We start from the raw sequence: 17,282 nt of genomic DNA, 5'->3' as shown, positions 1-17,282 counted from the left end.
TATCAAGCCCAGTTTGAACAGCCAGTTTTTTTTTAGCTTTTCCTGATCATTCAAAGCACAACGAATGAATTTTTTCTTTGCTCCACAAGCTTTTTAACAGTTTTGTTTATGCATTTCATTTTCTTCTTTAATAGAAATCCTCTCATTTTAGGATTAATACCTTCAACAACTTTGTTGTTACATAAACAATGTATTGTATTCATTGGGACTTTCTGTTCTCATACACGAAACTATATTTAAAAATATCTCTAAATAAATTTGATTTTATTTCAACTAATCATGCAATAAACAATATTCATGGTTTTCATTCTATTGAAAAGAAATTATTATTTTCCGATGCGATAACGTTCGTATTCTCTATTATGATTCTTCATACAAACGAACATTTTTAGAATGACTTCCATCAATTCTAAAAAGAGGCTTACATCATCGTCGCTACCAGAACATCTATTAAAGGTTAGTGAGCTTTATTAGTAAGCTATTTCTCACGCAGAAACATTAGCTACCGAATTATTGCCCTCGATTTTAAGATGAGAATCGAAAATTGAACATAACCAGATCGCATTGGTACTACATAATCCAAACGCGTTCGCATCTATTCTTTCTATCCTATCAAAATAGGTATATTTTCACGCTTTTGCGTTTGATAATGCTTATTATAGCGTCTTAAATTTTCTTGTTCCATTGCCACACACTACAAAACCTTCACAAGTTTTACACATAATATCTCGATAATTGTATAAAGACTTTAACTTGCCAGAAACTTCCACTTCTTTTCTCACAAAGGATGAACTATTTACTTGGACAGACTTCTTAGACAATAGTCTCATGAATAATCAAGAGCAGCAAGACCACTTATTTGAGAGTACCATTATTTATCCATTTACTGTTTACTATAATCCTGAACCCTAACGGTTATAACATACGTATCTTAATATTGTCTTTTTCTATTCGCAACTAGTCTACAACAATAATAGAATTTCATCCCCCAAAAAATGTTTTGCATGTCATAAATTGCATTTCAATATTGATCCTTCTATATCTCAATAAACAATAAAACAGAATATATTTAACTTCTCTTCTAAATAATAAACCCGCATAATTTGATAGTATCACGATACTAACGCGATGAATTCTGTCTCCGGATGGTTTATTTAATTAAGTCTCGTTCAACCTATTAAAATTTATCTTTCTTCCACGAGTTTAAGCACGATCTTTGGTATTTTGCCCAGGATTGCTAAAAATCTGTTGTTTACGATGGTAACCACACGATTGACGTAAATGATAATGGAAATATTGATGATGCATTATTCACACATACGCATGCACCAATATCAAGTAAAAGAGAAATATAATTAAGTAATTAGTGGAACATACTATGCACATAGAAATTTTTGCTGATAAGCATTTCTGCAATTTGTACAGCATTAAGTGCAGCCCCCTTTCGAATATTATCTGCTACAATCCACAAATTTAATCCATTAGGATGTGAGATATCCTGACGGATGCGACCTACAAATACAGCGTCAGCATTTGCTGCATGACTTATTACTGTCGGATAAGCGTTATCTTCATCAATCAAGATTACCCCAGGTGCATGGGACAAGCACTCTTTCACCTCTTCTACACTAATGGGATCGCGCGTTTCGATATGCACGGCTTCAGAATGTCCAAAAAAAACAGGTATACGCACCGCTGTAGGATTCACTCCTATATTAGGATCATCTAGGATTTTTTGCGTTTCCCACACCATTTTCATTTCTTCTTTACTGTAGCCATTTTCTTCAAAGACATCAATTTGAGGAACCGCATTAAATGCGATTTGAGAGGGGAAAACTGAAGATTCCATAAGTTGTCCGTTCAAAAAATGAGCTGTTTGTTTCGCTAACTCTTTGATCGCTTGACGGCCTGCTCCTGAAACTGACTGGTAAGTTGCTACATTAATTCGTAAAATTCCTACCGCATCATAGATAGGCTTTAATGCAACGAGCATTTGAATCGTCGAACAATTAGGATTAGCGATGATATTGCGATTGCGGTAACCTCCTAAAGAAGGCCCGTTAACTTCTGGTACGACTAGAGGAATATCCGGGTCATGTCGAAAATATGAGGTATTATCAACAATAACACAGCCAGCTTCGACAGCACGAAGTGCATACTCAGCTGATCGCTCCGCACCTGCTGAAAAGAAAGCCAATTCTACTTTAGAAAAATCAAAATTAGCGAGATTACTTACTTTTTTGCGTTTCTTCCCAAAAAAAACGCTTTTTCCTTCAGAGCGCTTACTTGCTAGCGGATAAATCTTTCCTATGGGAAATCGGCGCTCATATAAGAGCTGTAAAATCATCTCTCCTACTATTCCAGTAGCTCCGACTACCGCTACATCGTAGCCCACTGTCGTTTTATACCTCATAAGGTGAGTGACAGAAAAAATTGAGTGATAATTTTCATAAATTCTGTGCCTTATGTCGCAAGTAGTGATCCATTAAAACCAATGCAAGCATTGCCTCGGCAACCGGTACAGCACGTAAACCTACACAAGGGTCATGGCGGCCGGTTGTAATCACCTCTACTTCCTTACCACTAACATCAAGTGTCTTACCAGGTACACGAATACTCGAAGATGGCTTAAAGGCTAGACCCACCAAAATATCCTGCCCAGACGAAATTCCTGCCAATGTACCACCAGACCGGTTAGATAAAAAACCCTTCTGACGAATTTCATCACGATGAGTTGAACCTTTTTGATTCACTGCTGTAAACCCCTCCCCAATTTCAACGCCTTTAACTGCATTAATCCCCATCATAGCTGAAGCGATATCAGCATCTAATTTATCAAACACAGGCTCACCTAATCCTGCCGGTACACCTTTTGCAACAATATTAACACGAGCTCCAATAGAGTCACCTTCACAACACAATTCTATAATTAACCGCTCTAATAATGGAATTTTTTCTTGATCCGGAAAGAAAAAAGGATTTTGTTCAACAATCGCTAAATCGATTTTATCTGCTTTAATAGAACCTACAGCTGCAGTATATCCCTGAATGATAACATTCACTGTTTCTCTCAAATACTTTTTTGCAATCGCTCCTGCTGCTACCCGCATAGCCGTTTCACGCGCTGATGCTCGCCCACCTCCTCGATAATCACGTACTCCATATTTTTGAACATATGTATAATCCCCATGCCCTGGGCGAAACAGATTTTTTATTTTTGAATAATCATATGGTTGTTGATCAGTATTTTCAATCAAGAGAGCAATGGGCGTACCGGTCGTTTTTCCCCTAAAAACACCAGATAATATTTCTACGTGATCGGTTTCACATCGTTGAGAAGTAAAATGAGATTTACCGGTTTTACGCCGATCCATATCAGGCTGAATATCTGATTCTGACAAAATCAGCCCAGGTGGACAACCATCTACAATAGCCATTAACGCTAATCCATGACTTTCGCCAGCTGTCGTCACTGTAAACATTTTTCCAAACGTATTTCCAGCCATCTACTTGATAAAATAGTATTATTATTCAGTATTGTCCATGTGTAACAAAGCTAAATATGACATCATAATTAATTTCTATTACTCAGATAGAGTGGATGCCACAGATAGTTCTATAATAACATAATAGTAATAACAACATAGGAGATCCTAAAAATTAATTTAAGAAGTATCAGCACTTAATATAGAGTGTAGTAAAAATAGATTTTCAGCTATTATTGAAATTAGAACGATATATTAAAATAATTAACAAAACGGGAAGCAACTGCATTATTTTTCGGTAAATTACTCTCCGACTTTCTCAAAACGGCCTCCTTGACCTTCGTTAGCAAATCTATCTCAATGTAAAAATTAACTAATACACAAGATTCAGTTCACTTTTCCAAAGTGAACTCAATACAAATTGATACAATGATTGAAATGAGGATGCATGTTCATTGACACCACGATAGATCTTAATCAAAAAATAATCAATGAAATGATAAAGAATGTGTTACAATTGACTAAATAATTACATAATTGTCAATAAATGGTCAGTTATAAAGAAGAGAGATGTTGAAAATTTTTTAAATCAATAGATACGCTGACTAGATGTTCTTGCTTTACACTTTATATCATTCCACTATGGTGGTGTGGGGTATTAACTGCTTTATTGGAGAAACGGTAGTAAAGTCGTGCAAAATGATATCATGATCATTAGTATTTTTAGACTTACTACTTCAATTAAAAATTTATTGATCAACACCATTGCTAGTCAATTAGGTTCTAATCAAATTGTGTTTAGATTTATATTTAAGTGATGTATCTTTTTCAGAACGAGAAGAAGATAATTATAGTCATTCTAAACTTAGATCATCCGCTGTTATGTCAATATTTATTTTATGATAGTTATAGGTATGATATCGATTCGTACCTCTACTACGATCATGACAGACATATTTTGCATCAAGAAAATGATGAGTTAAGGTGCATCCTATTTTATTGTTTTAAAGGCATTGATCGTTTCTAGCATCACAACTCTATGGGAACTATGGACTTGTTTGTACCTCTGTGTATCTATAATTGACTACTCATTCTCTAAAACGCTGCGCTAATACCATTACCTTATACAGTAGGGCGGTAAATCCGGATTGCCGCATAGAAATAATTCAAGTTAACATGCAAGAGCTTTCGGGTCATGAAGTTTTTGTGTATGTTAGTTAAGTATCTCTAAATCGTAGAAATTTCATATGAGTATGAATAATGATATTTCTAGAGATCTCATAGAAAAAAACTATATCAACGCTGCCACCTATATAATTAGTTAAATTGGCTTGTAAATCTCACGACAAGCTAGTTCATTCCAAAAGTTTTTTTTTAGGTAAGATTTTTCCTACGATAATTTTAAGCTGCCAATCATGAGGCACATCATGACCAAAAAACCAATCATATAATGACAGGTCTGATTCATCCAATAACTTGTCAAACAAATTTTTCTCATCTTCAGTCAATGTTTGAAAATTGTGCTCGTAAAAATTTTCCAAGATAATATCTAGCTCCACCATACCACGACGACATTTCCAGCGAATTTTTCCCGAATCAATCATTGGATTCATCTTCTACTTCAATAAAATGCACCCGATGGGTGATATTACACAATAGTTCATAACTAATGGTATGTGCCTTTTGCGCAATTCTTTCTATAGGTAATCCATTTCCCCATAAAATAACTTCATCTCCTATCTGTACATTAGGTTGAGAACGCAAATCAATTGCGATCATATCCATTGAAACACGACCGATCAAAGGACACACTTTATTATTTAACAGGGTAGGTGTTCCATTTGGCGCATGACGTGGATAACCATCACCATAACCAATTCCTACAATACCAATTGGCATTGTTTCAGGACAACGCCATATGCATCCATAACCTACGACATCATCCTTACGACATTGTTTAATTGCCACTATTGTTGCTGATAACGTCATCACTGGCCGCAAATTTCTTTCTACGACGCTCTCAGAATTGAAGGGTGAAATTCCGTAAAGCAGAATGCCAGGCCTCACCCAATCAACCAAAGCGTTTGGATATGAAAGTAATCCCGCTGAGTTGACAATACTCTTAGGACCTTTCATCTTTTTTGTGATAGTGAAAAATTGATTAATTTGAAATTCTGTGAAAGCACGATCAATATTATCAGCATCAGCTAAATGTGTCATCAATCCAATTGGCTTTCGCACAGAAACAGATTTTTGAAGGCTTTGATAAATAGAAGCAACCACTTCTACCGAAAAACCCAGTCTGTGCATACCGCTATCAATTTTTAACCATACAGACAATGGCGAAGTTAAATGACAGTTTTCTAAAACACGGACTTGATCTGGCTGGTGAATAACGGCCACTAAATGGTGACGAATAAATTTCAATAGCTCTTTTTCGTTGCTAAAACCCCCCATTACTATGATAGGTGTTTTAATACCCGCTTCACGTAATACTATAGCTTCTTCTATACAGGAGACGCCAAACGCATCTGCTTCCGATAGTACTTGCGCAACCCGCAACAGTCCATGACCATAACCACTACTCTTTATCATTGCCCAAATATATTGGTGCGACGCTACTTTTTTAATCCACGAGAAATTATGTTTTAACGCTGTTAGATTAATAGCAGCAACCGCACGAGTCACACTCTTATCCCGCCAAATGATGTTCGCGATGGAATTGTTTCGGGAGAAAAATTATCAAACCGCGTATATTGTCCACGAAATGTTAATATGATTTTACCAATCGGGCCATTCCGATGTTTAGCAACAATAATCTCTGCCTTCCCTTTATCTAGGGAATCATTACAATAAACTTCGTCCCGGTAAATAAAAGCAATCAAATCTGCATCCTGCTCAATAGCACCTGAGTTATGAGAAACTAATCCATCTGCAAGCCAAGATGCATACCTAGGCACAGTTAAATCATATACTTCTTCTACTCCCTTACTTTCTATAGAGACGATTTGGTCCCAAAGCAAATCGTTTTGATAATGCTGCAATAAGGGGTCATTCTCTAATAAAACTGCATATTCCGTCGTAATAGTTTGCGATGAAAAAAATTGAAGCGGCTGAAAAGAACCATCGCACGATTCCCTCCTCAATGCAACCATACGGCGATTTGGCATTCTTTTCTGGCTTGCAATAACAAGGAGCACTTCTAGTACTTCCAATAAAAGCTCCATTTTTTTTTCCACTTGTAGTTGTCGATAACTAAAAAAACCTATTTCCCGCAGAAATTTTTGCAAACCTTCTGTGCCTATAATTATTACCGTAAAAATAGGATGACAATTTTTCTTTTGTACTGTCGTAATGCGTGACACGATACCAAATCGCAACAATAACGCTGCAACATCAAAAGCTAATTTATTACTACTAGTGCTATAATAAATGATTCCTGTTCTGTTCTTTCCTATACAAGCGTTAATAGTACCATGTGTTGCCCACAAGTGCTTTAATAAAAGTGCAATCTGACGATTTTTTAGAGAAAAAACCCTGTGAGGAATGTGTTTTTCGTAAGAGCGTTGATTAAAAATCCCTAATTCCCGCAACCATTTATTTATACTACTTAGATGAAATCGATTATTATTATCACTGATAATAAGTTTATACTGGTTATTAGCGTAACTATATCGCTTGATTGTATTGCCAAATTCTTGTATCACTATTTTTTCTACTATTTCAAGATTATCCTGATACATAGATGTATATTGAAGAGGCTGATGTTGGATATAATACCCATCTCCAATCATATGACCTAGCAGAATAATTTTATTATCTGACCATTCCTCTCCCTTTTCTGGTTCCGGCAAACGATTAACAATTGCAAGGTAATCCCCTATCCTAAAATCTTGTACACATTTCCAATTTTTAAATGTTAGAAGTTGATGTTTGTTTGTTCCTTTGATACAACGGCCACTGGACAATTTAATTTCATAAATCGGACGTTTTCCTACCTTCCACACAATTTCGCTTTGTGCAGAAACCAAATTACCCTTATCATCTATCGCGATAACTTCAGGACTTTGACCAACAAGATCTCGTATCGGCATTCGCTGGCCATTCGCTAAACAAACTAATGTATTTCCGCTCACGCATTCACGTAAATCCGACATAACGGGACGTTTGTCAGTTCGTGTTTCGAGACTTCGATTAAGTTGGGATAAAACAATAATGGGAATGTTTAACTCTTTTGCTAATGCTTTTAAGGAACGAGAAATTTCCGAGATTTCAGTGCTACGATTTTCTTTGGTTCCTGGAATATGCATCAGTTGTAAATAATCTACGGTAATTAATCCCAAATCTCCATGTTCTCGTGCTAAGCGTCTTGCTCGAGAACGAATTTCCCCGGGAGTTAGCGCTGGCGTGTCATCGATGAATAATTTAGTTTCTGAGAGCATTTCAATAGCGCGAGCAATCCTTGGCCAATCATGATCTTTTAATTGGCCAGTGCGTACCTTATGTTGATCGATACTACCAAGTGAAGATAAAATACGCATTACTAACGCTTCAGCAGGCATTTCCATGCTAAACACTAATACAACCACATTGCTTTTTATTGCGGCATGTTCAGTGATATTCATCGCTAATATAGTCTTACCCATCGAAGGCCGTCCTGCTATTACTACTAAATCTCCTGGCTGTAAGCCGGAAGTTAATTTATCTAAGTCAGAGAAACCAGTAGAAAGTCCGGTGATCTCCTTATTGGAATGATAAAGCATATCAATCTTTTCCGTGGCTTTTGTAAGTAATGTACCGATAGCTACTGGACCAGAGCCTCGTGCGTGACTTGCAGCAATATTAAAAACTCGTTGTTCTGCATTATCTAAAAGTTCTTTAATGTCACGACCATCTGGATTAAAAGCATTATGAGTAATATCAGTACCTGCCTCAATTAATCGACGGAGCATAGCATGCTCACGGACGATATCAGCGTAAGCAGTAATATTAGCAGCACTAGGTGTGTTTTTCGCTAATTCATAGAGATAAATTTCTCCCCCTACTGTGGTTAACTCATGTCTTGTTTTTAATGCTTCTGTGATCGTTAGTACGTCTAATGGTTTATGTTGGTCAATTAACTGGGTCATTGTTTCAAAAATCAATCGATGGTCGGATTGGTAAAAATCATGTACATCAATACGATCTGTAATACAATCCCACGCGCGATTGTCTAGCATCAAAGCTCCTAGAACCGATTGTTCCGCCTCTTTAGAATGAGGTGGCACTTTTGGAGATAGATCCTGTATTTTCTGACGTGGCGACATTGTGCATTAGTGTAACATTGTCGCTAGATAGCGGGAAGACTCTCAAGCATTCGTTAGGTTCACTTGCATGTGTTATCATGTGTAAAGGTAAGATAAAGTAACGAAGATTATAAAATGACTGGATTTTCTATCTGATAGAAAGATTTTCTGCCTAATAGAAATAGAAGCAGCTGCCCATACTCATGATGACTCTTTTTCTATTAATGCTTGCTTACAATTAGACAACATTTGATACTGAGCTTTCTTTAAGTTGAGAATCCACACCATCCTAAGCTTTTGATCTAAGGTTCGGTTATGGATGATACATAGAAACTCTCTTTTCTTCATATTTTCTGACGTCCAGCATGCTATAGACAGACATTTTGATTTGTGCTCTACTCATTACAGGTTATACTATTTATGCGGTATTACATGATTGGGATGTGTAAAAGAAGATCATCTCACACTCATCTGCTCTTTCAAAATAGACGCAAAATGGATAAGATTTTAACCTCCCACTTTGGTTTCTTTATTAAAATTTACTTATGAATCTACTTCCACAATAAATACACAGAAATCTAAGAATTTAAAATAATTATGAACTACCTAGATATACTATGCGTTATTTGTTAGATCTTTGACTTCTATTTATTTATTATTTTTATTCCTCTTTTCTTTCTCATTATGTATTATTTATTGCAAATTGTGTATTGCAAGTGATAAATAACCTGGGATCACTTCTATATTACTAGCCTCTTAAAACGTCCCAATTCTAAAAGACTTATCTATGGAAAAGAAACTTTTATTATCTTCTGATGTTTTTATGGTCATAGGTATTGTCAAGATCTCTGCAATTACCAGACAGATAAAGACAAATTCAAGTAGCTAGATGTATTTTAGTAACTACAGATAAAGAATATAAACTGTCCGTACATAAGAAATTCATTTAATTAATGCTATACGTGAGTGGGTATACCTTATCCTAAGGAGCTTAAGAAACCGAAAATTCCTTTCAAGTTTGTTGTACTATAGAAACGACGTGCTTTGTTCAAGTGGTTTATAGTGTGCAGATTAATACTCATTTGACTGTGGAAACTGAATACAGCTATTAAAGATATCACGCATGTTTTTAAGTCTATACTTAAAAGGCATAGGCACTTAGCAGTAACCACGTTTTGAGTATACAAAACCCTTTTATTTCCTTTCCTTTTGTGTCCTTCAATAAAAGGAAAAGGCTGGCTATTTAGCAACCACTGCAATTTTCACGATAGCTGAAACATCCGTATGAAGACGAAGGGAAATATCATACTCACCTACTTGGCGAATTGGTTCTTCTGATAAATCAACTTCTCGTTTTTTAACATTAAAACCATTTTTTGAAATGGCTTCGGCAATTTCACGAGGACCCACTGAACCAAAAAGCTTGCCTTCCTCCGTCGCATTAGTAATGATTTTAAAAGCTTTTGCTGTCAGTTCTTTGGCTCTAGCTTTGGCTGTTTCTAACGATTCAGCAGCTGCTTTTTCTAATGCAGCGCGGTGTTTTTCAAATTTAGCAATGGATTCAGACGTAGCCAGTACGGCCTTACCATAGGGCAATAAAAAATTACGTGCATAACCTGGTTTCACCACTACCTGATCTCCAATATTACCGAGATTGCTCACTTTTTCTTGTAGGATAACTTTCATATTCACAACACCTCTTTAGTAATTTTAACTAACGCATGATAGTCCCTAAAAATTAAAAATCTATAAAAAATCCAATTAACGAAGAAGTAATCACTGAAAAACATTATCGTTATGTACAGCAGCAAAGTTATGTAGCAGCGATTACCACTACCACTACGATATCACTTTCTTGCCAATGCAAAAGGCATAGCGAGTTGATGATAAGATAGCATTCGAAAACCTTAAGGCTCTGTAAATTGTAAAAGCAACTATATTTTTATCATCAAAACAAAAGGACTAATAATAAACGACCACTTAAATTGGAGATATCGGTGCGAAAATTATCGGCCAATACACACAACCCATCCCTAGAATAATCTATCTCTAGAATTTTCATTTGCTTAGAGAGCACTAAATATAACGATGTGTATCACAATATGGTAATAGTGCTAAATAGCGAGCCAACTTAATAGCACGCGATAGCTGACGCTGATATTTAGCGCTAGTTCCCGTAATACGACTCGGGACTATTCGTCCTGATTCCATCGTGTAATCTTTTAATATATCGATATTTTTATAGTCGATTTCCCGACTCTCTCTTCCCTTGAAGGCACAAAATTTTTTACGACGAAAATATGAAATAATAATCTCCTTCTTTAAGTTTCTTTAGGTATTTCAGATATTCTTTCAACGAGCGTTTTCATTTTTTCTTTCCGAGAATTTTTATCCTTCTCAGCATCTTCCATGAAGCTTGAAGGTGAAATAATTGCTTCATTTCGTTTTAAAATTAAATTGCGAATCACTGCATCGTTATAGCGGAATGAATTTTTAAGCTCATCAATGACGCATGTATCACATTCAATATTCATTAGTAGGTAGTGTGCTTTATGAACGTTATTAATAGGATAAGCGAGTTGCCGACGTCCCCAATCTTCAAGACGATGAATTTGTCCATTGCCTTCTTTAATCATCAATTGGTAACGTTCTACCATCGTCGACACCTGACTACTTCGGTCAGGATGAACTAAAATAACAACTTCATAATGTCGCATAAACATCCTCAATTCAGCTTAACAGCCTTCTAATTAGAAAGAAAGCATGATGGTAAAGCAAGGGGCTATCGGCTTATTAGCTTAATAACAGGGTAATATTATAGCACCTGATTAAATTTAGTGCCACTTAAAGTCGTTGTGGGAAATAACTATTTTAAATAATATAATACCAGGAGAGATTCATATTTCTGATGAGAGGTGTTTCCAAATAATTTTCATCAGTCTCCCAATGTTTGACGACAAGAAGAATAGGGTTAAGTTCGTCGTGCTATCATGCAAATAAACGTGAAAACTCATGACTGTATCTTAACGGAATGGTCGTTTGTATACGAAATGCGATTATCTAAATACGCACTGCGGTTACCATAAATGAACTAAAGATACATAACAAACCTGTAATCGCTTTTTCTTTTAATGCATAAATTAATAAATTGATAGGAAATTGGAGCTTGCTTATAAGGAAACAATTTAGCTCTAGAACTGAATCGTTTTAAATATGAATATGAATAAACTTGACCATGCTGTTTAAAAAAACAATTCATAATTTTTTTGAGAAATGCGAATCAAAATCGAATTGCACGGTACAGTATGGTACAGGTGCTACTTGTTGATCTACAACGCTATCATCTATTATTGTGTTCGAAAAGTAAAGAGCAGCAAGTTGTTGCAGCATTACATTATTTTAGGAATTAGATTGATGAAACCATTAACGATCGTTGGTGCACAAATTAATTTACTAGTTGGTGATATTGAAGGCAATACTCAACTTATTATTGACACCGCAAATCGTGCTTATAGCGAAAATAAAGCTGATTTGGTTTTATTTCCAGAGTTAACCATCACAAGCTATCCGCCTGAAGATTTATTATTCCGCCCTGCACTTTATCGGCGTGTGCATCAAGCATTGCATCGAATTGCTGATAATATTAAACATACGACAGTTATCGTTGGATATCCTGACTGTATAAAGGATAAATACTATAATAAAGCTGTTGTTATTGCAGATGGAAAAATTTTAGCTACTTATGTTAAACATGAATTACCTAACTATCGCGTTTTTGATGAAAAACGTTATTTTGTAGCAGGAGATCAGCCCTGCGTAATTGATATCAAAGGTGTTAGAATCGGTATTTTAATTTGTGAAGATTTATGGTTTGAACATCCCATCAAACAGGCAATGGCTGCGGGATCTCAATTGATTGCCTGTATTAATGCTTCTCCTTTTACGCGGAATAAAGCTTGCTATCGACGTAGCTTATTGGCTAAACACGCTGATCAATATCACGTACCAATAATTTATTTAAATTTAGTAGGTGGACAAGATGAATTAGTTTTCGATGGTGGATCAATGGTATTTGATCAGAACGGCGCTCATGTGCAGCAGGGTGCTTATTTTAGAGAAGAATTGATGATAATTATTTTTGATATTGAACGCTCATTGAAATTATTGACAACAACACCTATACTTTCTGAACCACTAGATGAAGAAAAAGTATATAATGTCCTAGTGTTAGGTGTTCGCGATTATATTGAAAAGAATAATTTTCCAGGTGCTGTTATCGGTTTATCCGGTGGTGTGGATTCTGCTTTGACACTGTCGATTGCTGTAGATGCTATCGGTTATAAACGAGTGAGTGGTGTATTGATGCCATCTCCTTTTACATCAGAAATTAGCATTATAGATGCGCAAGCAGAGGCAAAAGCGCTGAATGTTCAGACGTCAGTCATTGATATTAGTGCCATATTCAATGCCGTCACTAATGTTTTAGCTTCGGAATTTGTCGGACTTAAAAAGAATATAACGGAAGAAAATTTACAGGCACGTATTCGCGGCATGTTATTAATGGCTATCTCGAATAAAAAAGGTTCTATTGTTTTAATTACAGGCAATAAAAGTGAAATGGCTGTTGGTTATACTACCTTATATGGAGATATGGCAGGAGGCCTTGCAGTATTGAAAGATGTCTATAAAACGATGGTATATCGTTTATGTCGTTATAGAAATACAATTTTTCCCGTTATCCCCGAACGCATTCTAACACGACCTCCTTCTGCCGAACTAGCACCTGCTCAGGAGGACCAAGACATTTTACCACCTTACCCAATATTGGATGAAATTTTGGAACGTTACATAGTTAGAGATGAAGATCCCAGTAAAATTGCTGAGGCGGGATTTGATATTACTATTGTAAAAAAAGTTGTTCGAATGATTAACCGAAATGAATATAAACGTCGTCAAGCGCCTATTGGTATTCGCATTACGGAACGTGCCTTCGGTAAAGATCGGCGCTATCCAATTACTTCAGGATTTACCAAAGACATTTAAATTTTAAATTTAATTCTTAAATCTGATGATCATATGGCTCGCTCCGTCTCCGTTCTCACGTAGCTTGATTTTAAAATCAAGCTACGTGAGAACGGAGACGGAGCGAGCCATATGATGAGGACAATAAGTGATAGTCATTCTTATCTAGGTAGGAATAATCAGCAAACAATAGATTTAATATCTTAAAAAATTCTTGTTGAAATTGATCAGGAACCACTAAATCTACGGACAAGCAAAATAAGCGCGCATTGTTAATGAATCTGCATTTAATAGCATCTTTTTCTGACATAATAATTAATTTCTTATCATTAAAATTGAAATCTTTAGCTTGATAGACATAATGATCTGGAAAGGGATGTGCTATTACATAGGCACCCAATAATTCGAGCTGGTAAAAAAAACTTTTTGGATTCCCTAAACCAGCTATAGCATGCACAGTTCTCCCTTTTAGTGCATTCAAACTTATTTTCTTTTCTGGATTATTCAACTGATAAATTTCAAGCGGCCATAATTGTTTTTCAACCACAAAATTAACGGTTTTTAAACGCGATTTTGGCTCTCGTAAGGGGCCGGCTGGTAAACAGTATTCATTCCCTAATCGACAATTGGGATCGAGAATGATAACCTCAATATCTCTTCCCATGGCATAATGCTGCAATCCATCATCGCTGATAACTACATCACAATGATAATCTCGCAATAATTGCGTAACAGCAGCAGAACGATTAGCAGAAACCACCATGGGACAATTTGTTTTTATCACTAGTAAAAGTGCCTCATCTCCTACAACCCGTGGATCACTGCCTACCGTTACCGAAACAGGTGATTTTCCCCTTTTCCCACCATATCCACGACTCACCACGCCAGGATTAAAACCGCAATTTTTTAATCGATTTACCAACCAAATAACAAAAGGCGTTTTCCCTGAACCACCAACAGTAATATTCCCAACAACAACAATTGGCACAGAAAATTGATTTGTTTTTTTAATGCCAACCTGATACATCCATCGTCGAATAGCGATAATTCCTCTATATAAAAAAGCCAATGGATTTAAAACATAACTAAAAAAAGAATGGAAAGGTCGATACCAAAAACGTGGAGCCATCAGCACTATTCTTCTCCAACCATGGCTATAGGCACTTCACTAAATTGCATACGATACAAGTCTGCATAGGCACCATCTAAAGTAAGCAATTGTTGATGAGTACCCTTTTCAATCAAATGCCCACCCTTTAGTACAATAATCCAATCTGCTTTTTCAATTGTCGATAAGCGATGCGCAATTACAAGTGTCGTGTATCGCTGCATTAAACTATCTAATGCAGCCTGGATATGGCGTTCAGAATGAGTATCTAGTGAAGAGGTCGCTTCATCCAGAATTAGTATCGATGCATTTTTAAATAATGCACGAGCAATAGCAATCCGTTGGCGTTGGCCACCGGAAAGATGTATTCCATTTTCCCCTACGATGGTGTCTAACCCATCTGGCAATTGTTCGATAAATTCTGTTGCGTGTGCAGCGTTCGCTACTTCGATAATTCGTCTCTTATCAATACGTCCTGCTTGACCATAGGCAATATTGTATAAAATAGTATCATTAAACAAAGCGGTATGCTGAGAAACCAACGCAAATTGACTTCGTAATTCTTGTAACTGAAAATCTTTAATATTAATCCCATCTAATTTAATTTCACCATTAGATACATCATAAAAACGAGGCAATAAATTAATTAAAGTAGATTTACCAGCGCCTGATTGGCCTACAAGCGCAACTGTTTGACCAGGTTCAATCCTAAAATTAATATCCTGCAATATTAACTTTTTAGTCCTTCCATAAGAAAAACGTACATCACGATATTCAATAATACCTTTTGCGCGTAATAGATAGCGAGTTCCTGTATCTTTTTCTACATCCTCATCTAATAAATTGAAAATACTTTCTGCACCAGCAATACCTTTTTGAATATAACTATTAACCATCGTTAAGCGCCGTACTGGTCGAAGCATCATGATCATCGCAGATACTACAGATGTGAAACTCCCCGCCGTAACGTGTAAGGCAGGTTGGATAGCAAAAAACAAAATAATCGAAATAGGAATAGCAATAAGCAATTGAACTAAAGAAGTATTCACGCTATTAGTTACAATCACTTTCAATTCACGTTGCTGATTAGATTTAGTTGCACGATAGAATTTTTCATTTTCATACTTATAGCCACCATAAAGCCGAATAACTTTATAAGCTTCTATTCCTTCACTAGCAATGTGAGTTACTTCCCCTACTGATTTCTGCACGCTCGTACTCAAATGACGTAAACGCGTGCTACAAATCTTCATCACCCACACAATTACTGGTGTCACTACCAGAAAAAATAAAGTCAATTCTGAATTCACCAAAAACATAACTACTAATAAGCCGATAGCTAGAGAAGCTTCCTGTAAAATAGTCACTAATGCATCGGAGCTCGCTTGCGCGACTTGTTCGACATTATAAATTATCGTCGATAATAAATGCCCAGAATTATGTGTATCATAAAATTTAGCAGGCAAGCGCAACAAATGATTAAATATCGCACGACGAAAATCCATCACAATATTCCGTGCTACGCGATTAATAAAATAAGTCGATAAAAATCCAGCTATCCCCCGCAGCAGAGAAACACACACAATAATTAAAGGTAGGCAGCGGATAAATTCTTTATTACGGTCAATAAATCCTTTATTAATAATAGGCTTAATGAGCCACGCAAGACCAGCATCAGTCAACGAAACCATGATTGTACCGATGATGCCAAAAAGAAAAATACTCCAATGTTGTTTAGTCGCTTGAAGCAGCCGTTTATAAGTTTCAATACCTTGCGCTGTAAGTGTTTTCATTGCCTCTACATAATAGCGAACTTACTATATGACTATTATTCTATCGCCTGAAGAAATCTATATGCAAATGGTCCCTTCCTTTTAGGATTGCAAATTATCTTTTGTCCATGCATGCTAAATTGATCAATAATAATCCAGCTTGAAAATAACAGCGATGATAAACAACTATAGTGGAAAACAATACATAATGAGGTAGATTACTTCTACTAAACGTTCATATAATCTAAAGAAGTTTCTACTATGATGTAGGTAGTATAACTATCATAATAAGAGAAGACCCGCATCACAAATTAGAATTATGGTGTTATATAACGTTTTACCATACTGCCGTTTGAATCTAAACTGGATACTATTGGATACTAACCTAATTAGCACAAGAGAATCTATCAGGCTAAACTCATTGACAACACTACAACAGTTTATAGCCTAACTCGTATTGTTATGCATTGTAAGATACCTACGATAAACATGCGTATCAAAAACTCAAAAGGTTTTATGAAAAGACATCCTCATTTATAATTAAATAATCATCGGTATACAGTTAACACTATGAGTCCACAATATTGTGACCAAATTATTAGTACATACG

11 protein-coding genes are annotated in these 17,282 nt (G+C 36.0%); 1 reads left to right on the top strand and 10 read right to left on the bottom strand.

Going from position 1 to position 17,282, the window contains the following annotated elements:
- Positions 1 to 1,363: 1,363 nt before the first annotated feature.
- The 8 genes from CEAn_RS02730 to rpsF form a co-directional block, all read right to left on the bottom strand.
- Positions 1,364 to 2,413, bottom strand: a complete 1,050-nt coding sequence (locus tag CEAn_RS02730; protein WP_211923683.1) for an aspartate-semialdehyde dehydrogenase — start codon at positions 2,411 to 2,413, stop codon at positions 1,364 to 1,366.
- A 34-nt stretch (positions 2,414 to 2,447) separates the two neighbouring features.
- Entirely contained in the window at positions 2,448 to 3,506 is a 1,059-nt protein-coding gene (gene aroC / locus CEAn_RS02725) for a chorismate synthase (protein WP_211923682.1), read from the bottom strand.
- Between the two features lie 1,334 nt (positions 3,507 to 4,840).
- A complete protein-coding gene (locus CEAn_RS02720; RefSeq protein WP_211923681.1) occupies positions 4,841 to 5,098 on the bottom strand; it encodes an FAD assembly factor SdhE in 258 nt (85 codons plus the stop codon).
- Positions 5,082 to 6,173, bottom strand: a complete 1,092-nt coding sequence (gene alr, locus CEAn_RS02715) for an alanine racemase (protein ID WP_211923680.1) — start codon at positions 6,171 to 6,173, stop codon at positions 5,082 to 5,084. The genes CEAn_RS02720 and alr overlap by 17 nt, the downstream gene beginning before the upstream one ends.
- The gene (locus tag CEAn_RS02710) at positions 6,170 to 8,791 is read right to left on the bottom strand and encodes a replicative DNA helicase (RefSeq protein ID WP_211923679.1); all 2,622 of its coding nucleotides are present in this window, start codon (positions 8,789 to 8,791) and stop codon (positions 6,170 to 6,172) included. Before CEAn_RS02710 ends, alr begins: the two co-directional genes overlap by 4 nt.
- Positions 8,792 to 10,009: 1,218 nt before the next feature.
- Entirely contained in the window at positions 10,010 to 10,456 is a 447-nt protein-coding gene (rplI, locus tag CEAn_RS02705) for a 50S ribosomal protein L9 (protein WP_211923678.1), read from the bottom strand.
- A 390-nt stretch (positions 10,457 to 10,846) separates the two neighbouring features.
- Entirely contained in the window at positions 10,847 to 11,080 is a 234-nt protein-coding gene (rpsR, locus tag CEAn_RS02700; RefSeq protein WP_211924173.1) for a 30S ribosomal protein S18, read from the bottom strand.
- A gap of 11 nt (positions 11,081 to 11,091) precedes the next feature.
- Positions 11,092 to 11,487: a 30S ribosomal protein S6 gene (gene rpsF / locus CEAn_RS02695; RefSeq protein WP_211923677.1), complete on the bottom strand. Its 396-nt coding sequence runs from the start codon at positions 11,485 to 11,487 to the stop codon at positions 11,092 to 11,094.
- 697 nt (positions 11,488 to 12,184) lie between these two features.
- On the opposite strand from rpsF, the gene CEAn_RS02690 reads away from it, so the two are divergent.
- On the top strand, positions 12,185 to 13,813 hold the full coding sequence (locus CEAn_RS02690) for an NAD+ synthase (RefSeq protein WP_211923676.1): 1,629 nt from the start codon (positions 12,185 to 12,187) through the stop codon (positions 13,811 to 13,813).
- A 76-nt stretch (positions 13,814 to 13,889) separates the two neighbouring features.
- On the opposite strand, the gene lpxK is transcribed toward CEAn_RS02690, so the two are convergent.
- The gene (gene lpxK, locus CEAn_RS02685) at positions 13,890 to 14,927 is read right to left on the bottom strand and encodes a tetraacyldisaccharide 4'-kinase (RefSeq protein WP_211923675.1); all 1,038 of its coding nucleotides are present in this window, start codon (positions 14,925 to 14,927) and stop codon (positions 13,890 to 13,892) included.
- The gene (gene msbA / locus CEAn_RS02680; RefSeq protein WP_211923674.1) at positions 14,927 to 16,693 is read right to left on the bottom strand and encodes a lipid A export permease/ATP-binding protein MsbA; all 1,767 of its coding nucleotides are present in this window, start codon (positions 16,691 to 16,693) and stop codon (positions 14,927 to 14,929) included. The genes lpxK and msbA overlap by 1 nt, the downstream gene beginning before the upstream one ends.
- Between the last annotated feature and the right edge of the window lie 589 nt (positions 16,694 to 17,282).

Origin of the sequence: Coxiella endosymbiont of Amblyomma nuttalli, assembly GCF_018107685.1 — a bacterium.
Lineage (GTDB): Bacteria > Pseudomonadota > Gammaproteobacteria > Coxiellales > Coxiellaceae > Coxiella.
The sequence above is the reverse complement of the archived record's forward strand: the minus strand, read 5'-3'. Positions and strand labels throughout refer to the sequence as shown.